The 23,478-nt window shown below is 61.2% G+C and carries 22 protein-coding genes; 8 read left to right on the top strand and 14 right to left on the bottom strand.

Annotated elements, in window-relative coordinates; translation table 11 throughout:
• Positions 1-17: 17 nt before the first annotated feature.
• From HCZ23_RS16705 to HCZ23_RS16690, 4 genes are all read right to left on the bottom strand, one after another.
• Positions 18-557 (bottom strand): RSP_2648 family PIN domain-containing protein, encoded by a 540-nt coding sequence (locus tag HCZ23_RS16705; protein WP_167602887.1) that lies wholly within the window; start codon positions 555-557, stop codon positions 18-20.
• Positions 554-1,771: an RSP_2647 family RNA methyltransferase gene (locus HCZ23_RS16700; RefSeq protein ID WP_167602886.1), complete on the bottom strand. Its 1,218-nt coding sequence runs from the start codon at positions 1,769-1,771 to the stop codon at positions 554-556. Before HCZ23_RS16700 ends, HCZ23_RS16705 begins: the two co-directional genes overlap by 4 nt.
• Positions 1,772-1,825: 54 nt before the next feature.
• Positions 1,826-2,455, bottom strand: a complete 630-nt coding sequence (locus HCZ23_RS16695) for a DUF6778 family protein (RefSeq protein ID WP_167602885.1) — start codon at positions 2,453-2,455, stop codon at positions 1,826-1,828.
• Between the two features lie 156 nt (positions 2,456-2,611).
• Positions 2,612-2,776: an RSP_7527 family protein gene (locus HCZ23_RS16690; RefSeq protein ID WP_167602884.1), complete on the bottom strand. Its 165-nt coding sequence runs from the start codon at positions 2,774-2,776 to the stop codon at positions 2,612-2,614.
• 428 nt (positions 2,777-3,204) lie between these two features.
• On the opposite strand from HCZ23_RS16690, the gene edd reads away from it, so the two are divergent.
• Positions 3,205-5,016 (top strand): phosphogluconate dehydratase, encoded by a 1,812-nt coding sequence (edd, locus tag HCZ23_RS16685; RefSeq protein WP_368487363.1) that lies wholly within the window; start codon positions 3,205-3,207, stop codon positions 5,014-5,016.
• Between the two features lie 19 nt (positions 5,017-5,035).
• On the opposite strand, the gene HCZ23_RS16680 is transcribed toward edd, so the two are convergent.
• Together HCZ23_RS16680 and HCZ23_RS16675 are read right to left on the bottom strand one after the other, a co-directional pair.
• Positions 5,036-5,515 carry a GNAT family N-acetyltransferase gene (locus HCZ23_RS16680; protein WP_167602883.1) on the bottom strand — a complete coding sequence of 160 codons (480 nt, stop codon included), beginning with the start codon at positions 5,513-5,515 and terminating at the stop codon, positions 5,036-5,038.
• Between the two features lie 212 nt (positions 5,516-5,727).
• Positions 5,728-6,852: a 12-oxophytodienoate reductase gene (locus HCZ23_RS16675; RefSeq protein ID WP_167602882.1), complete on the bottom strand. Its 1,125-nt coding sequence runs from the start codon at positions 6,850-6,852 to the stop codon at positions 5,728-5,730.
• 232 nt (positions 6,853-7,084) lie between these two features.
• Between HCZ23_RS16675 and eda the strand changes: the two genes are divergently transcribed.
• A complete protein-coding gene (gene eda, locus HCZ23_RS16670) occupies positions 7,085-7,726 on the top strand; it encodes a bifunctional 4-hydroxy-2-oxoglutarate aldolase/2-dehydro-3-deoxy-phosphogluconate aldolase (RefSeq protein WP_167602881.1) in 642 nt (213 codons plus the stop codon).
• Between the two features lie 14 nt (positions 7,727-7,740).
• Here eda and HCZ23_RS16665 read toward each other — a convergent pair whose 3' ends face one another.
• From HCZ23_RS16665 to HCZ23_RS16655, 3 genes are all read right to left on the bottom strand, one after another.
• Complete coding sequence (locus tag HCZ23_RS16665) at positions 7,741-8,238, bottom strand: TIGR01244 family sulfur transferase (RefSeq protein ID WP_167602880.1); 498 nt, start codon at positions 8,236-8,238, stop codon at positions 7,741-7,743.
• Positions 8,239-8,407: 169 nt separating this feature from the next.
• Entirely contained in the window at positions 8,408-8,701 is a 294-nt protein-coding gene (locus tag HCZ23_RS16660; protein ID WP_167602879.1) for a hypothetical protein, read from the bottom strand.
• Positions 8,702-8,706: 5 nt separating this feature from the next.
• Complete coding sequence (locus HCZ23_RS16655; protein WP_167602878.1) at positions 8,707-11,487, bottom strand: glutamine-synthetase adenylyltransferase; 2,781 nt, start codon at positions 11,485-11,487, stop codon at positions 8,707-8,709.
• A gap of 155 nt (positions 11,488-11,642) precedes the next feature.
• Between HCZ23_RS16655 and pepT the strand changes: the two genes are divergently transcribed.
• Complete coding sequence (gene pepT, locus HCZ23_RS16650; RefSeq protein WP_167602877.1) at positions 11,643-12,893, top strand: peptidase T; 1,251 nt, start codon at positions 11,643-11,645, stop codon at positions 12,891-12,893.
• An 18-nt stretch (positions 12,894-12,911) separates the two neighbouring features.
• Here pepT and HCZ23_RS16645 read toward each other — a convergent pair whose 3' ends face one another.
• Positions 12,912-13,385 (bottom strand): GFA family protein, encoded by a 474-nt coding sequence (locus HCZ23_RS16645; RefSeq protein WP_167602876.1) that lies wholly within the window; start codon positions 13,383-13,385, stop codon positions 12,912-12,914.
• Between the two features lie 258 nt (positions 13,386-13,643).
• On the opposite strand from HCZ23_RS16645, the gene HCZ23_RS16640 reads away from it, so the two are divergent.
• From HCZ23_RS16640 to HCZ23_RS16630, 3 genes are all read left to right on the top strand, one after another.
• Positions 13,644-14,120: a DUF2852 domain-containing protein gene (locus HCZ23_RS16640; protein WP_167602875.1), complete on the top strand. Its 477-nt coding sequence runs from the start codon at positions 13,644-13,646 to the stop codon at positions 14,118-14,120.
• A 75-nt stretch (positions 14,121-14,195) separates the two neighbouring features.
• Entirely contained in the window at positions 14,196-14,678 is a 483-nt protein-coding gene (locus tag HCZ23_RS16635; protein ID WP_254870363.1) for an RDD family protein, read from the top strand.
• Positions 14,679-14,856: 178 nt separating this feature from the next.
• Positions 14,857-15,720: an arginyltransferase gene (locus HCZ23_RS16630; protein WP_167602874.1), complete on the top strand. Its 864-nt coding sequence runs from the start codon at positions 14,857-14,859 to the stop codon at positions 15,718-15,720.
• A gap of 53 nt (positions 15,721-15,773) precedes the next feature.
• On the opposite strand, the gene HCZ23_RS16625 is transcribed toward HCZ23_RS16630, so the two are convergent.
• From HCZ23_RS16625 to HCZ23_RS16610, 4 genes are all read right to left on the bottom strand, one after another.
• Positions 15,774-16,220: a hypothetical protein gene (locus tag HCZ23_RS16625; protein ID WP_167602873.1), complete on the bottom strand. Its 447-nt coding sequence runs from the start codon at positions 16,218-16,220 to the stop codon at positions 15,774-15,776.
• Between the two features lie 123 nt (positions 16,221-16,343).
• Positions 16,344-18,698: a TRAP transporter large permease subunit gene (locus HCZ23_RS16620; protein WP_167602872.1), complete on the bottom strand. Its 2,355-nt coding sequence runs from the start codon at positions 18,696-18,698 to the stop codon at positions 16,344-16,346.
• A 21-nt stretch (positions 18,699-18,719) separates the two neighbouring features.
• Positions 18,720-19,649, bottom strand: coding sequence for a TRAP transporter small permease subunit (locus HCZ23_RS16615; protein WP_167602871.1), 930 nt, complete (start codon positions 19,647-19,649; stop codon positions 18,720-18,722).
• 191 nt (positions 19,650-19,840) lie between these two features.
• Positions 19,841-20,938 (bottom strand): TRAP transporter substrate-binding protein, encoded by a 1,098-nt coding sequence (locus tag HCZ23_RS16610; RefSeq protein ID WP_167602870.1) that lies wholly within the window; start codon positions 20,936-20,938, stop codon positions 19,841-19,843.
• A gap of 447 nt (positions 20,939-21,385) precedes the next feature.
• On the opposite strand from HCZ23_RS16610, the gene HCZ23_RS16605 reads away from it, so the two are divergent.
• Complete coding sequence (locus tag HCZ23_RS16605) at positions 21,386-22,810, top strand: cache domain-containing protein (RefSeq protein ID WP_254870354.1); 1,425 nt, start codon at positions 21,386-21,388, stop codon at positions 22,808-22,810.
• Positions 22,807-23,451 carry a response regulator transcription factor gene (locus HCZ23_RS16600; RefSeq protein WP_167602868.1) on the top strand — a complete coding sequence of 215 codons (645 nt, stop codon included), beginning with the start codon at positions 22,807-22,809 and terminating at the stop codon, positions 23,449-23,451. The genes HCZ23_RS16605 and HCZ23_RS16600 overlap by 4 nt, the downstream gene beginning before the upstream one ends.
• Positions 23,452-23,478: the final 27 nt, after the last annotated feature.

The following is a 23,478-nucleotide window of genomic DNA, read 5'->3' as shown; positions in this document are numbered from 1 at the left end:
AATACTCAAGAAAGCCCTCAGCTGAGCGCCTTGCCCAGCCTCGGAAGCCGCGCCTTTTTCATCAGACGCCGCACATCCCAGGCCTCGCCCGACAACCGCTCCGCCTCTTGGCGCACCTCCTCGACCACCGCCGAGACAGCCTCGGGATGATCCGACCAAAGCAGCCAGAGGAACCCATCCGGGTCCCAGCGTTCAAGCCCTTCCTCGGCCAGAACATGACGCGGAAAATCCTGCGCATTCATCGTGACAATCGCCTCGGCGCCGCCCGCGATTGCGGCGGAGAGCACATGGATGTCATTCTCGTCTTTTAGGTAAAGACGCGCCTCCAAGCCTTTGTGTTCTTTGACTTCTGCCTTTGGAAAGGCCGCGCGCGTGAGGGCCACTTCGCCCCGCGCCTGGGCTTCGCCCCCTGGGCCAAGTTTGCGGGCCGCGCGGGCCCATTCTTCCAGAATGCGCGCCGACCACAAGGGCGTGTAAAGCCCGCGTTTCGCGACGCCCAAAAGCACCTCGCGCATCACCGTCGGGTAAAGCACGCAGGCATCTAACAGAACTTTCACGGCAGGATCCGGTAGAACAGCGCCTTGAGGTAACCGCTTTCCGCGAGCTGCGGCATGAGCGGATGATCGGCGCTGGCAAAGCCCGTGTGGATGAGCTGCGCAGACCGGCCCAGATGACCGACGCCGCGCCCGATCCCGCGATTGCTGGCGGTGCGGAAGCTGTCGAGATCGGCGGCGTGCGAACAGGAGCAAAGGCCGAGGTAACCGCCTTCGCGCACCAGAGGCGCGGCCATCCGCGCGACCCGCTCATAGGCGCGAAGGCCTTTTTCCAAGGCCGGTTTCGAGGGCGCAAAAGCGGGCGGATCGCAGATCACCACATCGAAACTTTCGCCCTCCTCCGCCAAAGCGGCCAGCACATCGAAGGCATCGCCTTTGCGGGTCGCGAAGACGTCGGATTTATTCATGGCCGCAGCGCCTTTTTCGGCCAACTCCAAAGCGGCGGCGGAGCTGTCGACCGACAGGGCCGAGGCCGCACCGCCCGCAAGTGACGCCAAAGCGAAACCCCCGACGTGGGAGAAGACATCGAGCACCTTTTTGCCCGCGACAAGACGCTGAGCGAAGGCATGGTTCGGACGCTGATCGTAGAACAGCCCGGTTTTCTGGCCGCCCAGCAGGTCCGCCATATAGGTCGCGCCATTCATCGGCACGGGGATCAGGCCCTCGACCGCACCGCAAAGAATTTCTGTTTTTTCTTCAAGCCCTTCAAGGCCACGCGCCCGGCCTGTGCCATTCATCACAACGGTGTTGACGCCGGTCACCTGACGCAGCGCTTCAGAGAGCGGTTCGATCAGAACATCGGCCCAGGCGGCATTGGGTTGCACCACACAGGTGTCGCCGAAACGGTCGATCACCACGCCCGGCAAGCCATCGGCCTCGGCATGGATCAGACGGTAGAACGGCTGATCGAAGAGCGTTTCGCGATGCGCCAAGGCGGTGGCGATCCGGGTCGCGAACCACTCCGTGTCGATTTCGGCCTCCTCGGCGCGCTCCAACACGCGGCCAAAGATGCGCGAGTTCGGGTTCACGGCCACAAGGGCGAGGAAATTTCGGTCATTGTCTTCGAGCCGGGCGATGGTGCCCGGCGCGATGGATTTTGTGCGGCGGTCGGTGACCAGCTCGTTGTCATAAACCCAAGGGGCGCCGTGGCGAATGGCCCGGGCGTTGGCTTTGGGTTTGAGGCGGATGGTCGGAAAAGAAAAAGTGGGCTCTGTCATGAGAGCCCTCTTAGCGCTGTTCTGGCCTCTTAGAAAGAGGGATCGCGATGCGGATCACAAAGCCATCGGTTTCGAGAGTTCGGAAACGATCACAGTAGAAAGATGCTCACCGATCCGCTGTTTCTGGGTGAGGCCCGCGCGATCCGCCGCGACGGCCGCATTGCCGCCGAGCGCATCGAAAGTGGCGTTGACCATATGGGACGGCACGAGGACGGCGCCGGTGTTGGCGTCCCGCACGGTCAGCAGGAATTCAATCTCATGTTTCGACGGCAGGTTGGAATAGCGCACGCGCTCGGTCTGCGCATGGAAACGCACCATTTGCACGTCGAGCACGACCGGCGTGTGACCTTTGAGCGCGCGGGTGCCCGAGGTCAGACCGGCCTCCATCACCGCTTTGACCTGCTCGTAACGGTTGCCAAAAGGATCTTCGCGCCAGACGATATCTGCGCGCGGTTTGATGCCGTTGTCTTCCGAGACGGAGAGCGAACCGGGGACCACGACGTTCACCTTGGTGACCCGGAAATCCGGCGCGATCCTCACCGCATCCGAAGGAGCGGCTGCGCCGAAGGTGGCCCCAAGAGGCGTGGCGCGGGAAATGGACTCTGTCGTGCACGCACTGGTGGCGGCTGCGATCAGAAGAGCTGCTGCGATTTTAAGTGTCTTTTTTGTAGCGATGTTTTTCATGACGGCCTCCGGGGATTTTCCCCTCAATTCATGGTTAATATCCCATCCAAATGAGGCCAAAATGCGAAAATCCCGGAACATTTCCGGGATTTCACATGCATTCACAATGTTTTACCGTGGCGTCAAATCACACCACGAGCGGCGTCCGAACCTTGATCAGGCCAGTTCGCCGGCACGGTGGCCGTGAAAGCGCGCGCGCAGCCATTGACCAGCCCCGCGAAACGCGGAGCGCATGACTTCAGCGCGCATTTGGCGGGCTTCTTTTTCGATGGCGGTCATGTCGATAAAGCCTTCGGTCGTGTAAATCGTCGTGTTGGTCATAGGATCACCTTTGCGTTGTCTTCAGCCTCTCGGCTGAGTGCCTGTCATCTTGGCTCTGTGAGCGGCCTTGTGTGCCGCGTTCTGTTTTGGCCTGTCGTGACAAAGCCGGTTTGCGTTGATCCTCCCGATGACTTGATTATAGGTCAAAACACCTGACGCAGACGAGTGCCAAAGCGGAAGACCCGTTATGCACTTGCAGCAACCCCATGCCTGTGCAGCATAACGCAAGACGCGGTGGATGATCTTTCCATGACATCCGCGCGTCACAGGTGGACATTCTAGGGGAGACCGGATAGGTTAGCGCTAACCCCCGCAGATGCGCTTAAGCGCACCGCAAAACCTGCGGAGATCATGCCCGACAGAGGCTTTCTTTTAGACCCAAACGATTTTCACACAGCAGACCGCCACACCAGAAAAAGGCCAGACCCGTGAACAGCCAGATCGCCCCCCGGATCGCACAAGTCACTCAACGCATCATCGAACGGTCGAAACCCACCCGCGAGGCCTATCTCGCCCGCATCACTGAGGCCGCCGATCAGGGCCCGGTGCGCGCGCATCTGTCCTGCGGCAATCAGGCCCACGCCTATGCCGCCATGGGCGATGACAAAGAGGTGCTGGCCGACGGGCGCGCGCCCAATATCGGCATCATCACCGCCTATAACGACATGCTCTCGGCGCATAAGCCCTATGAGCACTACCCCGACATCATCCGCGAGGTCGCCCGCGCGTCCGGCGCCACAGCGCAGGTCGCAGGCGGGGTTCCGGCGATGTGTGACGGCGTCACCCAGGGTCAGACCGGCATGGAATTGTCGCTGTTTTCGCGCGACACCATCGCGCTCTCGGCCTCCATCGGCATGTCGCACAACTGTTTCGACGCCGCTCTCTATATGGGCGTCTGCGACAAGATCGTGCCGGGGCTGATCATGGCCGCCGCCGCCTATGGCCATGTGCCGACGGTGTTCATTCCGGCGGGTCCGATGACCTCGGGCATCACCAATGACGAGAAAGCCAAGGTGCGCCAGAAATTTGCCACCGGAGAGATCACCCGGCGCGAGTTGATGGACAGCGAGATGAAGGCCTATCACGGCCAGGGCACTTGCACCTTCTATGGGACGGCGAATTCGAACCAGATGCTGATGGAGATCATGGGGCTGCACCTGCCCGGTGCGTCTTTCGTCAATCCGGGCACGGAACTGCGCGATGCGCTGACTCGTGAAGCCACCAAACGGGCGTTGCAGATCACCGCTTTTGGCAATGAATACACGCCTGTGGGCGCCATTTTGGACGAGAAGGCCTTTGTGAATGGCATCGTCGGATTGATGGCGACGGGCGGCTCGACCAATCTCGTGCTGCACCTGCCCGCCATGGCCCGCGCCGCCGGGATCATTCTCGACCTTGAGGATTTCTCCGAGATTTCCGATGCGGTGCCTTTGCTGGCGAAGGTCTACCCGAACGGTCTCGCCGATGTGAACCATTTCCACGCCGCGGGCGGGCTTGGCTATCTTGTGGGGGAATTGCTCTCCGCGGGCCTCTTGCACGAGGACGTCAAAACCGTCGCAGGCACCGGCCTGTCGCTTTACACCAAAGAGCCGAAACTGCGCGAGGGTGTGCTCACATTCGAACAGCCCGAACATGAGACGGTGAACGATAAAATCGTCCGCCCTGCGTCTGACCCGTTCCAGAAGTCAGGCGGTCTCAAAGAGCTGAAAGGCAATCTGGGCCGTGGCGTGATGAAGGTCTCCGCCGTGAAATCCGAACACCATGTGGTCGAGGCGAAAGCGCGGATTTTCCACGATCAACACGACGTCAAAACCGCCTTTCAAAAGGGCGAGTTTACCGAGGACACCGTGGTCGTCGTCCGCTTCCAAGGCCCGCGCGCCAATGGCATGCCGGAGCTGCATTCGCTGACACCCACGCTTGCGGTGTTGCAGGATCGCGGATTGAAAGTGGCGCTGGTGACCGACGGGCGCATGTCCGGCGCGTCCGGCAAAGTGCCCGCCTGTATCCACGTCTCGCCGGAGGCCGTCACCGGCGGTCCGATTGCGAAACTCAAAGACGGCGATCTGGTCCGCGTCGATGCCACCTCCGGCACGCTCGAAGTGCTCGAAGACGGCTTTGACGCCCGCGAGGCGGTCACCGTCGATTTGACGGCCAACACCGTCGGCATGGGCCGCGAGCTGTTCGAGACCTTCCGCCGCAACGCCGGTCCCGCGACCGAAGGGGCGTGCTCCCTGTTCTGAGCGCACGCCCGGCCCCGCGTTACAGCACGAGTTTCAAAAGCGGGAAAGGCAAACCATTGTCATCGCTCTCCCGACGCCCGACTTGGTGAAAACCGAGCCGGGCATAGAATCCACACGCCGCCAGATTGGTCTCGTAGACCTCAAGGCTCAGGTGATGTTTCAGCCCGCGCGCATGGTCGACAAGCAACCGCCCGACGCCCTGCCCCTGCGCCTCTGGAGCGACGAACAGCCCGCCGATGATCGCGCCCTTCGCTGTACTTTCCGGGTCTGGCAACAGACCAATAAAGCCAAGCGGCGACGCCCCACGCAGCGCAACCCAGGTTTCGGCCTTGGGCAGGTAGGTTCGCTCCACCTGAACCTGTTGCTCATCGAGCTGGGCGGAGGTGAAAAACGGATGTGCGCGTTCAGACGCTCTGCGCCAGATGTCGGACAAAGCCATGGTGTCTCCGGCCTCAAATGGGCGGAGGGTGATGTCGGTCTGTGTGATAAACTGTGTCATGAGAAACTCTCAGAAAAAGCGCATATGCGCATAGAAAATCATGCGACCCACTGTGTTTCGTGAAGTGGGTCACGCGTCATGCCCTAAAAGGCGTTGCTGATTTTCTGCGCATAAATCTCCTTATCCCGAGAGGCTGAGTGTCGCAGGAAATTGCGGCAAAGAAAAGCCTCCCCGATAACATCAGAACCGGGGAGGCTTAGGACAACGTGGGATTAGAGCAACTGCCCCAGAGCCGCCGGATCAAACCCGCTCAGCTCATCCATCGCGCCGCGTTTGACTTTTTCGGCCCAGGCGTAATCCGATAAAAGCGCGCGGCCCACGGCGATCAGATCGAACTCCTCCGCCTCCATCCGTTTCACCAGATTGTCGAGCGGCGTCACCTTTGAGCTTTCGCCACCGAAAGCCGCGAGGAACTCGCCCGACAGCCCGACGGAGCCCACGGAAATCGTCGGCACACCGGTGATTTTCTTGGCCCAACCGGCAAAGTTCAGCCCCTCTTCGCCGTCGATCTCCGGGAATTCCGGCTCCCAGAACCGACGCTGCGAACAGTGCAGAATGTCGACGCCGGCTTCGACCAGAGGCACAAGCCAGCGCTCCATCTCCGCCGGATCGGCGGCCAGTTTCACACCATAGTCCTGTTGTTTCCACTGGCTCAGACGCAAAATGATCGGAAAATCGGGACCGACGGCGGCGCGCACGGCCTTAACCACGGCGACGGCAAAGCGCGACCGCTCTTCGATGGTGGCCCCTCCCCAATGATCGTCGCGCAGGTTGGTGCCCGCCCAGAAGAACTGGTCAATCAGATAGCCATGCGCGCCGTGCAGCTCGGCCACATCAAAGCCCAACTCTTTGGCAGCCTTCGCGGCCTCTGCATAGGCGGCGATCGCGGCCTCGATGTCGGCCTCCGTCATCGCAACACCGCGCGGATCGTCGGGACCGACAAGGGCGGAGGGGCTTTCCACCGGTGCCTCCGGTTCCCATTTGCCTGCGCGGGTCGACCCGGTGTGCCAGATCTGCGGCCCCATCTTGCCGCCCTCGGCATGGACCGCCTCGATCACCCGGTTCCAGCCCGACAGCGCCTCAGGGCCGTGAAAGAACGGAATACCCGGATCGTTGCGCGACGCCGGGCGGTTGATCACCGTGCCCTCAGAGAGGATCAGCCCGACCTCATGAGATGCGCGGCGGGCGTAATAAGCGGCATTTTCAGGCCCCGGAATGCCGCCGTCGGTCATGCTTCGGGTCATCGGCGCCATGACGATGCGGTTTTTGAGGCTGAGGCCTTTGTGGGTGAAGGGCCGAAAGAGCGTTTCGGTCGCTGATGTTTTTGGTGCAGTCATATCTGCGCTCCTAAGCGTTGTGGAGGGTGCGTTTGGTCTGTGCGTGATGGCGAATAGAGTGTCGCGCTGATGTAAGCGGGGGAAAACATGTGACAAGCCCCGCGGGGGTGGCTTGACAAAATCGCTCAGGCTGAGAGGCTTTGAGAGAATGCGGCCCGTGTTAGGCCTTTCACCGCAACGCTTTTAGCGCTAACAAATATTGAGATACTGCAAACAGCCGACAGGAGCCCCCATGACCCCGCAGGACGCCAGCCTGAAATCCGCAGAGGTCTGTGGCCTCGCCCCCGTCATCCCCGTGCTCGTCGTCAAAGACGTGGCTCATGCCCGACCCTTGGCCGAGGCTTTGGTCGCGGGCGGTCTGCCGGCGCTGGAGGTCACTCTGCGCACGCCGGTCGCCTTGGACGTGATCCGTGAGATGGCCAAGGTCGAGGGGGGCGTGGTCGGCGCGGGCACGCTTTTGACACCCAAAGATGTGAGTGATGCCATCGCGGCGGGCGCGACCTTCGGTGTCTCCCCCGGTGCGACCGACACGCTTTTGGACGCCTGCGAGGCCGCTGATCTGCCGCTTTTGGCCGGGACTTCGACCGCCTCCGACGTCATGCGCCTATTGGAGCGCGGCTACACGGTCGCGAAATTCTTTCCGGCGGAGGCCAACGGCGGCGCCCCCGCGCTCAAGGCCATCGGCGCACCTTTGCCGCAGATGAAATTCTGCCCGACGGGGGGGGTCTCGCTCAAAAATGCCAATGACTACCTGTCGCTGTCCAACACGCTCTGCGTCGGCGGAAGCTGGGTTGCGCCCGCCGATCTGGTGGAGAAAGGCGATTGGAAAGCCATCGAGGAGCTGGCCCGCGAGGCGGCTGCCCTGCCCCGCTAAGGCTCACGACCTCATCACGCCCGGCGGCGCATCTCGGTGACGTCGCCCTCACGCGGCCTCTGCGGCGCACCGCCGCGCGTCGGTGTCAGGGCGCGCCTGCCGTCGATGGAGGTGTTGCCGGGGGCCAACCCTCCGGCCTGCATGGCGTCGACACGCTGTTCCCGACCTTGATGCTCTGACATCTCCTGCTCCCAATGCGACCAGAGCGTCGCGGAGCGGGTGCCCGACCGGCAATAAGCCAGGATCGGTTTCGGCATCTCTTCGATGGCGCGGGCAAAGGCGGCATGATCCGCCGCACTGGCGCCGCCCAGTTGGATCGGAATGTAAACGGTTTTCAGCCCGAATTTCGACGCGATGCGGGTGATCTCGTCAAAGCCCGGCTGGTCGGCGCCCTCGCCGTTGGGACGATTGCAGATGATTGTCTTATAGCCTTTTTCGGCGACTTTTTGAATTTTGGATGGCTCAAGCTGCGTGGCCACCGTGAACATGCCGTTCAGACGTTTGATCCTCATGCGAATATCCTTTGTCCCCGAAATTTCAGGCTGTGCGTTCATTGGGCGTTGAATGGTTTTTAACGCAGATGATCCGCCGCAAAGGTGAACAGGGTCTGAACGAAACCGGCAGCGCATGTGACAATTTCTGTGACAAATCGAGACAAATCGAAGGATTATTCTTGAAAATTCATCCTTCCCAGGCGCGCGGCACCGCCTGCTGCGTGCGTTTTAGCCCCTCGCGCAGCACATGGGTCATCGGATGCCCTGGCCCGACCTGCGGCGCATAAAGCGCCAAGAGCCGCCGGATCGCCGTGCTCGTCGAGACGCGTGGGCCAAGTCGGAACGCCCAGTCGAGATAGATCGTCCGCGCCTCATCGATCCCCATCGCCTCATTGCGATAGGCGGCAAGGATCATGCCCTCCGGGTCAATGGCCAGGTCCACGGCGGGGAAATCCAGAGGAAAGGGATTTGTCTCTGTCATCTCGCTCACCCCCCCGACACCGGGCGCGCCAAAATCTCCGCAATCGCGCGGGCGGCAGCTTCGGACCGGCTGCGCAGTTCTTCTGACAGCGCCTCCATCGACACCGCCCCGTTCGAGCGGCGCAGGAACTCACGCCCGCCCGCACCGATCGCTTCAGGATCGAGCTTTTCGCCGGTCAACAGCCGCGCCGCCGATTGCAGCCGCCACATCAGCCGATAGGTCTCGACCAGCAACGCATAGTCATCGCCCGACAGCCACTCCGTCGCCCGCCCGGCGCCCAGTTGGGCATAAATGTCCTGCTCTGCACTGCCCGCCAAAAGCGCGGCGGATTCGGCCAGAAGCTCGATGTCCATCATCCGACCGGGGCCGTTTTTCGGATCCCAATCGCTGCCCGGTTTAGCCTCCGCCAGACGCGCGCGCATCTCGCGGGTTTCCTGACGGATGCGGGATTCGTCTTTGGGCCCCGCAATGAGATCGCTGCGGAAATCATCCACCGCACGGCAAAGATCCGGATCGCCCGCAATCGGATGTCCGCGCGTGAGCGCCAGATGTTCCCAGACCCAGGCCTCCTTCATCTGATAGCTCATGAAGCTTTCGAATGAGGTCGCCACAGGCCCCTGTTTGCCGGACGGGCGGAGCCGCATATCGACCTCATAGAGCCGCCCTTCGGCGGTCTGGGCGGTGATCGCGGTGATCAGCGCTTGCGTCAGACGCGCGTAATAAGTCCGCGACGGCAGGGGTTTACGCCCCTCAGAAGCCTCCACGCCGCCCGCGTCATAGATCACGATCATGTCGAGATCGGAGGCCGCGGTCAGCCGCCCTGCGCCCAGAGAGCCCATGCCCAGAACCATCGCGCCGCGCCCCGGCGGTGTGCCATGTTTGCGGGAAAATTCCGCCACGACCGGCGGGTAAAGCGCCGCCACACAGGCCGCCGCAACATCGCAATATTGCGCGCCCGCCTGATCGGCGGTGATCAGATCGCGCAGCTGATGGACACCGACGCGGAAGTGCCATTCCTTGGCCCAGCGGCGACAGGCATCGAGTTGGCGCTCATAATCGCCCGAAGCTTCCAGATGCGCGGCCAACTCCTCCGCCAGGGTCTCGCGTCCCGGCCAAGGCGCAAAGAACCCGCCGCCGATCACCGCATCCAGCACACTCGCGTTGCGCGACAGGTAGCGCGCCAGATGGGGGGCTGTGGAGACGATGTCGAGAATCAGGTCAATGAGCTGCGGATTGGCTTCGAAGAGCGCGAAAAGCTGCACGCCGGAGGGCAGTCCTTTGAGAAACCCGTCGAGATGGGTGAGCGCCTCCGAGGGTTTGTCGAGGTTTTGGATGCGGTGCAAAAGCTCGGGTTTGAGCCGGGTGAAAATCTCCTGCGCGCGCGGGGTGCGCAGACAGGGATAGGTCGACCAGCGCGCGGCGATTTCGGCCTCTTCTGACGTGAGCTCCGGCGCGGGTGCGGCCTCCCCGGGCGCAAAAAAATCCTCGGTCAACGCGTTGACCCGTTCGCAGCGCTCGGCGATCTCGGCGCGCATCTCGGGCACTGTGGTGCCCATGAGCGCGGCCAGGCGGTCGAATTCTTCAGGCGCCGTCGGCAAACTATGGGTCTGTTGATCGCGCAGCATCTGAAGCCGGTGTTCGACCTCGCGATGCGCCATGTAATCGGTGCCCAAAGTCGCGGCGACCTCGGCCTCCACCCAGCCCTTTTCCGCGAGCACCTTGAGCGCGGGCACGGTTTCGCGCAGCCGCAGATCGGGGTCGCGCCCGCCCGCGATCAACTGCCGGGTCTGGGCGAAAAACTCGATCTCGCGAATGCCGCCATAGCCCAGTTTCATATTGTGACCTTCGAGGCAAAGCGCGCCGCCAAGTCCTTTATGCGCGCGGATTTTCAACCGCATGTCGTGGGTCTCACGAATGGCGTTGAAATCGAGGTGTTTGCGCCAAACGAAGGGTGTCAGATCCTTGAGAAACCGCGCGCCCGCCGCCATGTCGCCGGCGCAGGTGCGGGCCTTGATATAGGCCGCGCGCTCCCAGGTGCGCCCGACGCTTTCATAATAGCGCTCCGCGGCCTCCATGGCGAAACAGACGGGCGTCACCGACGGGTCGGGCCGCAGGCGCAGGTCGGTGCGGAACACGTACCCTTCGCCGGTCAGATCGGACAAAGAGGCCATCGCCTTGCGCGTGGCACGGATGAATCCGGCGCGCGCCTCCATCTGGTCGACACCGTCGAAACGGCTTTCGTCAAACAGGCAGATGAGGTCGATGTCAGAGGAATAGTTCAGCTCCCCTGCCCCATGTTTGCCCATGGCGAGCGCGAACATGCCGCCACAGCTCTCGATGTCGTCTTCGGTCTGGCCGGGGATTTTGCCACGGGTGATCTCGCGCGCCACATGCGCCCGGATCGCCACATGGGTGGCGCGGTCCGCCAAGAGTGACAGCGCGCCGGTGACCTCGAAGAGGCCCCAGACGCCCCCCAGATCGCAAAGCGCGGACAAGAGCGCCACGCGGCGTTTGGCTTGTCGCAGCCCGCCGTTAATTTGGTCGAAGGGCAGCGCTTCGATCCTGGTGATTTCCGCCGTGAGCGCCGCCTCAGGATCGTCCAGCGCGCCGGCCAGCCAGTCCGCCTCTTTCAGGATCAAGCCATGCAGATAGGGCGCCGATCCGGCCGCGCCTTCGATCACCTCCGCCACGGCGCCCGAGAGCTCCGGCAGGGCCATGCGGGCTTCGGCGCCGCGCTCCGGGTCATAGGCGCGCGGGCTTCGGGTGATCCGGGATTCAAACGTCATGGCTGCTCCTCCAACTGTCTTAAAAGAGCGGATTTTTCACCCGAAGTGCAAGTGCATTCGACGTGTGTTCACGACGGCAAAGGGGCTGCGCGGGGGTGTGTCTTGACTCTCGGGCCCGAGACGCGCCCTCTGGTCGCAAAGACAAAGGACAGCCGATGCCACAGGACAGCAAAACCCGCTTTGATGACGAACTTGAAACCCGTCTGATGCGCTATGCCGCGATCGACAGCCAGAGCGATGCGAATTCCCCCACGTCTCCCAGCACAGAGCGGCAATATGACATGCTGCGGCTGTTGGAGGCAGAATTGAAAGACATCGGCGCCGAGGATGTGGAAATCACCGACTACGGCACGGTTTTGGCGACCCTTCCCGGCACAGCCCCCGGACCGACCGTCGGGCTTCTGGCCCATGTCGACACCGCGCCGCAGTTCAACGCCACAGGCGTCAAACCCCGCGTGATCAAGGGCTATAACGGCGGCGACATCACCTATCCCGACAATGCGGAGCTGATCCTTTCACCTGACGAATTTCCCTATTTGGCGGAAAAACAGGGCCACGACATCATCACCGCCTCCGGCACCACGCTTTTGGGTGGCGATGACAAGGCGGGCGTGGCGATCATCATGACGGCGGCGAAGCATTTGTTGGCCAACCCTGAAATCCAACACCCACCGCTGCGCATCGCCTTTACGCCCGACGAAGAGATCGGGCGCGGGGTGGACGCGGCGCTGCCGAAAGATCTGGCCGCCGATTTCGCCTATACGTTCGACGGTGGTGAGGTGGGCGAGATTGTCTATGAGACCTTCTCCGCCGATGGCGCCGAGATTATCGTCAAAGGTGTCTCAATCCACCCCGGTCAGGCCAAGGACAAGTTGGTGAATGCCATTCATCTGGCCTCGAAAATCATTCAGACCCTGCCGCAATCGGTCATGGTGCCGGAGACCACCGACGGAACCGAAGGCTTTATCCATGCCACCGATATGGTGGGCGGCTCGTCCGAGATGAAAATCACCCTGATCCTACGCGATTTCGAACGCGAGGGATTGGCGGAGAAAGGTGAGATCGTCCGCAAGGTCTGCGAGGCCGTCGCCGCCACCGAGCCGCGGGCCGAGATCACCTGTAAAATCACGCCGCAATATCGCAACATGCGCTATTGGCTGGAGGAGGATATGACGCCCGTCGATCTGGCGCGCGACGCCTGTCGCAAACTTGGGATCGCGCCCTTGTCGGTGCCGATCCGGGGCGGGACGGATGGTTCGCGGCTCACCGAAATGGGGGTGCCGACGCCGAATATCTTTACCGGCATGCAGAACATCCACGGGCCGTTGGAGTGGATTTCGGTGCAGGATATGGCGCTGGCGACGGAACTGTGCCTTGAGCTGGTGGGATTGGCAGCCGAGGGCTGATCCCCTCCCTCGTCGCCGTCAGAGGGCCCGCTGAGCGAAGGCGGCGAGCAACTGGGGAAAGCTGTCCATATCCGGCATAGCGTCGAATTTATGCGGCGCGGGCGTGTCGGCCCAGGGCAGCTTGTTCTCCACCATGGTTTCGATAAAGGGCGTGGCCCAGCCCGCCACCTCCGCGTCCGTCAGATCGAACATCGTCGGGCGAATGTTCACCAGCGCCTCGAACCCTGTGATGCGGGTGAACATCCATGTCATGCACTTCGGACAGAAGTAATGGTCGAGATCGGGCCCTTTGGCCCCGCCCTTGACCACTTCGCCCTTTGCAACGCGCACCCCCTCGGCAGGCACCATGGCCGTGAGGGAAAAGGCGCTGGCGCTCATTTTCTGACAGCCCGAGCAATGGCAGGCGGCGGTCATCACGGGGGCTTTTGACACCTCAATCTCGACAGCACCGCAGCGGCAGGTGCCGGTCTGGGGAGAAGTTATGAGGGTCATTGGTGCCATCCTTTGCATTTGTCCGGGCCTTTCTGGCACATACCAGGAGGCAAATCCAGCCTCACGGCTCCGGTGAAACGTCGGAATTCACCGCAATAAAAACCAGCAACATACTGTTTTAAAATACATTATCAAAATAATGTAAAAAACATTCACATCACCCCTTGCGCGGCACGGCCCATCGCCCCATCTTTGTAATGTGAAAAGCATTCACATCAACCGAAACACGAGAGTTATCAGTTCGAAAGGGAACCCCAAATGACCCAAGTCGCCTCTACTTACGCCCCCGCCGGGACCGGCCAAAGCTGGTTTCGCCGCGCTGAGGCCTGGCTCGACGACAAGGGCAAAGGCGCCTGGATCGCGGCTATGGTCCTTGGCTTTATCTTTGTCTGGCCCGTCGGCCTCGCCCTTCTCGCTTATATGATCTGGAGCAAAAGAATGTTCGCTTGCAAACACCGTTCTGAATTCGGCCCGCGTGGTCGCCACATGTCCCGCAACCGCTTCCGCGCGGCGCATGCTGCGACGCGGTCCTCCGGCAACACGGCGTTCGACGCCTACAAAGAAGAAACCCTGCGCCGCCTCGAAGAGGAACAGGATCAATTCGAAACCTTCCTCGAGCGCCTGCGCGCCGCGAAGGACAAGGCCGAGTTCGACCAGTTCATGGACGACCGCACCAAACGCGCCGCAGAGGTGCAGCCCGACGACGACAGCTCGGACAAAAAAGAGGACGCGTAATCCTCAGACAATCCTCCGGCCAGTCCCCTTGCAACGCAGGCGGGGCTGGCCCACATAGGAGACAGGACAATGAGTATGATGATGCCAGAAGACAGATATACCGACAGCCACGACGATGGCTACTGGGGCCTTCCCGATCCCGACCGCCAGCCCGCCTTTTACGATATGGTGGCGACCAAACGCGCCTTGGCCTTTGTGGTCGATTTCATCCTGATCGTGATCATCGCCGCGCTGATCGTTCCGTTCACCGCCTTCACCGGCATCTTCTTTTTCCCCTTCCTCGTCGCCGTGGTGAGTTTCGCGTATCGCGTGATCACTATCGCCAACGGATCGGCGACCTGGGGCATGCGGCTCATGGGGATCGAGTTCCGCGACCGCAATGGCGCGCGCTTCGATCTCGGCATGGCGGTTTTGCACACCCTGCTCTTCACCGTCTGGTGTTCGACCGGCATTTTGCAAGTCGTCTCCGTCGTCCTGATGGCCACCACGGCGCGCGGCCAAGGCCTGTCGGATCTGGTGCTTGGCTCTGCGGCGATCAACCGCCCGTCGAGCTACTAAAGCGCGTCTGATAGCGCCCAAAGAGTTTCAAAATTGAGGCAAATGGGGGCCGTTCGGTCCCCTTTGTCGCATCCATGTGGCTTTTCCACATGTCCCCCTTGGCGAATGGCGGTTGAGTTGCTACCTTTTTGATCAAGCTGTTAACCCGTCCTTTGTGAATTCATCGTAAGTCCACCCCATGCGTCACTCCCTCCCCCTAGCGCCGCAGTTTTACGTGACGGCTCCGCAACCCTGCCCCTATCTCGAGGGGCGGATGGAGCGAAAGCTGTTCACCTCCTTACAGGGCGAGAATGCCAACCAACTCAATGACAGCCTGTCGAAACAGGGGTTTCGCCGGTCGCAAAACGTACTCTACCGCCCGACCTGCGCCGATTGCAGTGCCTGCCTCTCGGCGCGCATCCGAGTCGCCGATTTCAAACCCTCGAAATCGCAGCGTCGGGCGATCAACAAGAACAAATACCTGAAACGCGGTGCCACCTCGCCTTGGGCCACCGAGGCGCAATATGAGCTGTTTCGGGAGTATCTCGAGACGCGCCACGCCGATGGCGGCATGGCCGATATGGATGTGTTCGAATTCGCCGCGATGATCGAGGAAACCCCGATCCGCACCCGCGTCATCGAATATTACATCCCAGGCGAGTCTGGCCGTCCGCGCGAGCTGGCCGCAACCTGTCTAACGGACCTCTTGGATGACGGCTTGTCGATGGTCTATTCGTTTTACAAACCCGATCTGATCAAGGACAGCCTTGGCACCTATGTGATCCTCGACCATATCGAGATCGCGCGCGAGGCGGGTCTGCCCTATGTCTACCTCGGCTATTGGGTGCCGGGGTCGCCGAAAATGGGCTACAAGGCGCGGTTCTCGGCGCTTGAAGTCTACCAAGGCGGGCAATGGATCGACCTGAAAGACCCCGAAGAATTTGCCCAAGACACCCATCCTCTGGAAAGCGAGCCAATCGCGCAGCAGGTGGCGAAGATCGATCTGCCGGATATGCAGGGGCCCAATATGCCGGGCTCGGGACGTACAACGACAGAGTTTTAAAACAAAAACGCGGCCCAAATAGCCGCGTTTGTTTTTGAGATCACCGGATCGGCTCAATGCACCTTCACCGTCCCCATCATGGCACGCGGGTCGGTCCTCAGCGTGGCGTCGATCAGAAGGCCCAATTGTTCGGCCATGGAGACAGCCAGCGGCGCAATATCGGCGCGCAGCATCAGCATGGCCATGAGCGTCGCGTCCTCACGTTTGCCGCGTGCGGCAAGGCGGACGAATTGCGCCAGCACCGCCTCGTCGGCGCCAAGGCAATCACAGCGCATGCCATGGCTCACCAGAGGACGGCGGGCGTGGCGTTCGAACACCAGCATCATCTGCGAAAAGATCTTGCCCAGATCGCCGTTGCCTCGCATCGCCTCAGAACCGCGAAACAGGGTGACGACCACCCGGCCCTGTTCATTCAGTTGCGACAGCTTCCCCACCGGCTGCGCGCCCTCAAGGGTGTCTTCAGTGATCTGGTCGATGGCGCGGGCGGATTGGAAAGACATGGGGGCTCCTTTGCGGGGCGAGGGATAAATACCTTAGTCTTTTTATAAGACATTTCATCTGACGCAAGGGATTCTTTTCACACAAAGAAAAACCCCGCCGATGGGGCGGGGTTTTGAGAGGCGTTATTTCGCCAGAAGGTTCGGCACGATGGTGACGATATCCGGGAAGGTCCAGAGGATGCCTAGCCCGATCACCTGAATGAGCACGAAGGGAATGATGCCCTTGTAGATGTGCCCGGTGGTGACCGACGGCGGCGCGACACCGCGCAGGTAGAAGAGCGCAAAGCCGAAGGGCGGTGTCAGGAAGGAGGTCTGGAGGTTCACGGCGATCATGATCGTCACCCATTTCGGGTCCATCGTGCCGCCGTAGATCACCGGGCCGACGATGGGCACGACGATGTAGATGATCTCCAGGAAGTCGAGCACAAAGCCCAGAATGAACAGCACCAGCATCACCAGCAAGAAGACGGTGAACTCATTGTCGAAGCTGCGCAGGAAGCTCTGGATGTAATGCTCGCCGCCGAAGGAAATCACCACGAGGTTCAAAAGCTGCGAGCCGATGAGGATGGTGAAGACCATGGAGGTGACCTTGGCCGTTTCGCGCACCACGATGCCCAGAGTGCCATCGGAGAACAGCACCCAGCAGGCATAGAGAATGCCGAACATGGCAAAGTAATAGGCGCCGAGGGCCACGATATAGGCGACCCAATCCTCAAACGGCACATCGCCACGCCCCAGACGCAGGTCGAAATTCGACCCGATCAGGATCATCACGATGACGGCGAAAGCGGCACCGAGGATGATCTTGCTGGTCTTGTGATGATCCGCGAGCTTGCGGTAGGCCGCCAAGAGCAGCGCACCGCCCGCACCGAGACCGGCGGCCGGAGTCGGGTTGGTCACACCGCCCAAGATGGATCCGAGCACAGCCACGATCAGCACCAGCGGCGGGAAGACGACGCGGAACAGCTCGTTCTTGGCGAGATGAAGAGCCGCATATTTCAACCCGTAGGCCAGCGCCAGGAAGGGGATCAGATAGATCACGAAGGCGGTGCCGGAGCTGGTCAACGGCCCGACCAGAAGCGCATCGAGCAGCAGCACAGCGGCAATGCCCCCCGCCCCGATCAAAAGCGGCGCCGGGTTGGCCAGCGGTGCGACGCCACGGCCAAAGGCCAGGGTGATCGCCAAAAGCACCATGACGGTCAAAAGGCCGGAGCCCAAGAGCGGCGCATTGGCGATGGCGTCCAGTGTCAGGGCCTCGATCTGTTCCGGCGTGCGCTGGACAGAGCCTTGCGCGCCGCCAGAGGCTTCGATCGCGGCCTGTTCAGCGACGGCGGTGTCCCAGGCGGGCTGACCATGCAGCTCAATCATCGCGGCCTGACATTGGTCCGAGACATTGGTGCGCAGGCTGGCGGTCGCGCCCGCTTCGGTGAACTCGGACACCTGAATCTGTTGAGACCCGGCAAGACCGAACTGGCCGGAGAAGACAGCCGCGCCGATCAGAAGCACCGGCACGGCCAGCATCCACAACAGACCGTCACGACGGGTCATGGTCTCGTGGCTCGTGTGCTCAAGATGCACAGGCGGGGCCTTGGACGGGTTGAACATCGCGTAGCCGAAGGCATAGAGCGCGTAGAGACCGGCAAGGAACACGCCCGGCAGCATCGCCGCCTGGAACAGCGTGCCGACCGAGACCACGGCGGGCTCACCCAGATAGGTCAGCGCATCGGTACAACCGGCGGCCTGCGCGCGGGCTTCTTGGGCGGCGGAATAGATGTCGCCCGCGAGAGTGCCCAAAAGCACGATGACGATGGAGGGCGGAATGATCTGACCCAATGTGCCCGAGGCGGCGATCACACCGGTGGCGAGCTGCGGCGAATAGCCGTGACGCAGCATGGTCGGCAGGGACAAAAGACCCATGGTCACCACGGTGGCGCCCACGATGCCGGTGGAGGCCGCGAGGAAGGCGCCGACGATAACCACGGAGACCGCAAGACCACCCGGAAGCGGACCGAAGACGCGCGCCATGGTGGTCAGAAGGTCGTTGGCAATCTTGGAGCGTTCCAACACGATGCCCATCATCACGAACATCAGAACCGCGAGAAGCGTCTCGATGGAGGCACCCGCGAAGACGCGTTCGTTCATCCGGTTGACGATGAAGGACAGGTTGCGATCCACCGCCTGCTCCCAACCGCCGGGGAAGAGCGCCTCAGGGTAGACCGGCAAGTCGGGATACCTGAAATGCGATATGTTCGCGGGGTTGACGCCGGAATTCACAAGATCGCGGTAGGCCTGCGAGCCGGTGTCGATGGCCTCATGCACGAGGATGCCCGCGCTGTCCAAAGCGGCGATGATGCCGAAAGCCATGAGCCCCGCGCCGCCGATGGCGAAGGCCACCGGAAAGCCGGTGAGAATGCCGCCGAAGAGGCAAAGGAATACGATGATGAGGCCGATTTCTACGCCATCAAGTCCGAAAAGCATGTGTCTGGTCCTTCGCCCGAATTAATGCGTGCCTTCAAAGGCTTCTTCGCCTTCGCCGAGCGTGTCTTTGTCGAGATATTTGCCCGCGCTGTCTTCGCCTTCGACGAATTCCAGGAAAGAGCGGTAGAAGAAGGCCAGCGCCTGAAGGATCACCAGCACGAGAAAGCACAGGAGCAGGATTTTGAAGAGGAAATACCCGTTGAACCCGTTGGCCGAGAAGGACACGGTTTCGACATTCCACTTCACGATCCGGGCCTTCATCAGCATACGGTCGAGCGCGTCGGAGGCCGAGACCTTCGGCGTGATCAGGTGCCGCCAGAGGAAGAACCAGGCGTACATCCAGGTCAGCAAAGCCACCGGCAGCATGAAAAATAGCGCCCCGAACATGTCGATCACACGTTTGGTGCGGTGTTTGACGCCCGCGTAGACGAGGTCCACGCGCACGTGGCTGCCTTGTACGAACGCGTAGGAGACGCAGAGCGCGACGACGAGGGCGTTCTCGAATTTGAGGCTCTCGGAGAACCAGCCGACAGATTGGGTAAAACCGCCACCGAAGGGCGAAAGGGTGATCTCGCCCTGACGGAAGATCGACTGAAGGAACACCACCATGATCTGTTGCAGCACCATCAAGAGACCGGCCCAGGCGGCGACACGGCCCGCCGTGTTGGCGATTTTCTCAAGCCCGCGCACCAGCGCCCAGAGCAAAGGCCGATAGAGAAAGCCGATCACCGTGACCACGATCACCACATCGAAGAACACGAACAAAAGCTCCTTCGAGCCGCCATAATAAACAAAGCGCAACAGGCTTTCCTTATTCGACCAATCGAGCCAAAGCCCCGGATGCGTGAGCGCATAGATGATATGCCAGAACCCGAGCCCGAGGTTCACGACGAGGCTCACCACCGCGTCCACCATGAGCCCGAAGAAAGACGTGCCGGTCTGTTCTTCCATCTCGTCTGTCCCCTTCCCGGCCCGCGAGGTCTGCGGCCCGTTCCCAGAATGTATTGTTTTCGTGTATTTTGTTGTGGCGCTGCTTTACGCCCCTGCGCCCCGGACGACAACCCCGGACACCCCTGTGATAAGGCCGAAAATGCGCGCGAAACCCGCGCGCATTTCGTGTTTTTAGCGATCTTGCGAAAAAATCATTCGGCCTGAGCCGCCATGACGCGGTCACGCTGCGGCGTGTAGTTACCGTCGGAGCGACCGATCCAAGCGGAGGTCTGCGCCATTGCGCTCTCATAAGAGGTCCGGATTTCCGCGAAAATCTCGTCCCCCATATAGCCGTCGAGCACCTCTTTGGCGGCATTGCCGAAGGCGGACCAGATATCGTCGGAGAATTCCTTGAGCTGGGTGCCGCCCTGAATGAGTCGCTGCAAAGCGGGGCCGTTGTTCGACACAAAGAGTGCATAGTTGTGCTGGTGGCACTCGCCTGCAGCAATCTCGATGGCCTTTTGCTGCATCGGGCTCAGGCTTTCGAACACTTCGAGGTTCGAGGTCACGCAAAGCGCCGCGCCGGGTTCGTGGAAGCCCGCCGGATAGTAGAAGTCACAGACCTCTTGCAGGCCGAGTTTCTCGTCCGACCACGGGCCGATCCACTCGGTGCCGTCGAGCGCGCCGGAAGACAGCGCTTGGTAAATCTCGCCACCCGGAAGCACCTGCACGGAGGCGCCGAGTTTCGACACGGTTTCGCCGCCGAGACCCGGCATGCGGAACTTCAGACCCTGGAAGTCGGAGGGAGAGGTGATCTCCTTGCGGAACCAACCGCCGCCCTGACCGCCGGTCTGACCGGCAATAAAGCCTTTGAGACCAAAGATTTCGCCCAGTTTGTGATGAAGCTCCATACCGCCCATGGAATAGTACCACACCATCATCTCGGGCGCGGTCATGCCGAAGGGCACGGTGGTGAAATAGGCCAGCGCCGGGTGTTGGCCGGTGAAGTAATATTCGCAACCATGATAGAGATCGGCCTGACCGGCGGTCACGGCATCAAACACCTCAAGCCCGCCGACGAGCTCGCCCGCAGCTTTCGCGTCGATGGTCAGCTGGCCATCGGTCAGCGCATCGACATTGGCGGCAAAACGCTCAACGGAATCCCAAACGCCCGCCAGACCGCGCGGCCAGGTGGTGACCATGGTCAGGGTCCGCTTGCCCTGTGCATACATCGGCGCCGCCAAAGTGGACGCAGCAGCGGCAGAGGCCCCGCCCAGAGCGGACGTTTTCAGAAAAGAACGACGATCCATAGATAATTTCCTCCCAAGATGGTCTATGGTTTTCTTATACCGATCCCGCAGCCCCTTCCCCCCTCACCCGGTCCAAAAGGCGCAAGACGCCTCCTGCATCTTTCGCCTCTCGACACGAATACGACGTCGGCAGAGACAAAACCCTTGGAAATATTTGGGCAAATCAGCATGCACACGTCAAAGGACAGGCCAAAACCGGACCAGATCGTGGGTTAACGTTACCGCTCACGATGCCGCGAGGAAATACCCAACTTTACGCAGTTCCGCATTTTTTATGTTCCGTTAGCGGTCAATATTGTAACTTTACTACGGAACGACTGTGCAGCCATCCCATATCCTATGCCTATATCCTATGATTGACGCGCCCCCAGTCGCCGCTATCCTCCGCAGGTGCAAAAGCCTTCACGCTCCTCTGCTATCAACCCCCGAAAGCCCGACACCGACCCGATGATGCGACTGCGACCCGAGTTGACCTACGCGCACAAATTGTTCCTGCTCGCCACGCTGCCGCTGATCCTCTCGGTGGCCGCGATCGCGCTTGTGGTGGCGCATCAGTCCAAAACCATGGCCGAACGCGAAATCGCGGAACTGGAGGATCAAATCCTCAAAGCCAAGCGTCAAGAGCTTCAGAATTACCTGCAACTGGCACGCAACTCGATCACGGCGGACTATAGCCCCGCCCCTCCCGATGACGAAGCGGCCAAGCTCAAGGTCACGCAGACGCTCGCCGCGATGACCTATGGCACGGAGGGGTATTTTTTCGTCTATGACTATGACGGCACCAATCTCGTCGCCCCCCGCCAGACCGATCTGATCACCCGCAACTGGGCCGGTCTCACCGACAGCGCAGGCACGCCCATCGTCGATGAGTTGATCCGCCTGGCGCGCCAAGGCGGCGGCTACCACGAGTTTCTCTGGCCGAAACCCTCGACCAATGAGGAGGCACAGATGATCAGCTATGTGATCGGCTTGCAGGACTGGCAATGGGCGATCGGCACGGGCGTGTTCATCGACGATGTGCTGAGATCCGTCGCCGCCGCCCGCGCCGAAGTCCAGACCCGCGTGCGCCGGACCTTTGCCTATATCGGTGCGATCACCATGGCGGCGGTCCTGTTGGTTTTCATGTCCGGTGTGACGATCACGATCCGCGAACGACGGTTGGCCGACGCGAAACTCAAGGAACTGACCCAGAGGATTTTCGACACGCAAGAAGAAGAGCGCGGCCGCGTCGCGCGCGAATTGCATGACGGGATCAGCCAGATTCTGGTCGGTGTGCGTTACGCGATGGAGCTGGCGCGGCGGCAGTTGAAAGCCGGCGACCCGAAGGCGCCCGCCAGTCTGGATCGCAGTTTCGACATGCTGGGCGGCGCCTTGACCGAAGTGCGCCGCATCTCGCGCGATCTGCGGCCGGGGGTGTTGGACGATCTGGGCCTTGGGCCCGCGCTTCAGGCGCTGGCGGAAGAGTTCGAGAAACGCACCGGGATCAGGACGGAGTTGGAAACCGTGGTGTTCCGTAACCGGCTTGATGAGGAGGCCCGGATCGCATTGTTCCGGATCGCGCAGGAGGCGCTGACCAACATCGAACGCCACGCGGGCGCCACCGAAGTGTCGATCAAACTCGCCGGTCACCGCACCGGAGCGACGCTTTTGATTTGCGACAACGGGCGCGGCTTTGACGTCTCCGCACGCGGCATGGCGGGGCATGGCATCGGGCTTCGCAACATGGCGGAGCGGATGGAGCAATTGGACGGCACGCTGACGATCACGCCACGGTCTCCCGGCACTTCCATTGACGCCACCGTGCCGTTGAAGCATATCCTACCCCCCGCAGGCTCCAACCGCCCCCGTTCCGAGATAGGAAATGCCCGATGACACAGAAACCGACGCGTGTCCTGATCGTGGACGATCACCCGATGGTGGCCGAGGGTATTCGCGCGCTATTGGAAAGCTTTGACGACATCGAGGTCGTGGGCACATTGTGTAACGGGCGCGAGGCGGTGGATCAGATCGAAGAGCTGGCGCCCGATGTGGTTTTGTTGGATTTGAACATGCCGCAGATGGGCGGGCTGACCGCCACCGAATTGCTTTTGGAGCGTCGCCCGGAGACTCGCATTCTGATCCTCTCGATGCATGACAGCCCAGAATATATCGGCGCGGCTTTGTCGCATGGCGCCATGGGCTATGTCTTGAAAGACGTGCCGACGGAGGATGTGAAAGAGGCGATTGACGCGGTGATGCGCGGCGAGCAGTTCCTCTGCAACGGGGCGCAGGCGGCGATGGGTCCGAAAATCCGCGACGGGCGCGAGCCATTGACCGAGCGCGAACAGACGATCCTGTTGGAACTGGCACAGGGCAAATCGAATAAGGAAGTTGCCGCAGCACTCGATATTTCCGTGCGCACGGTCGAGACCCATCGCAAGAACATCAAGCGCAAGCTGGGAATTTCCTCGACCGCAGGTCTCACGCGCTACGCGATGGAACATGGTGTGTTGCAGGGCACGGGTCGGTTTTAAACGGGGCGGTTTTAAGAAGCTCGGTTT

It is taken from the genome of Celeribacter sp. HF31, from assembly GCF_011806455.1.
Taxonomy (GTDB): Bacteria; Pseudomonadota; Alphaproteobacteria; order Rhodobacterales; family Rhodobacteraceae; genus Celeribacter.
This window is presented reverse-complemented; position numbering and strand designations above follow the sequence as displayed.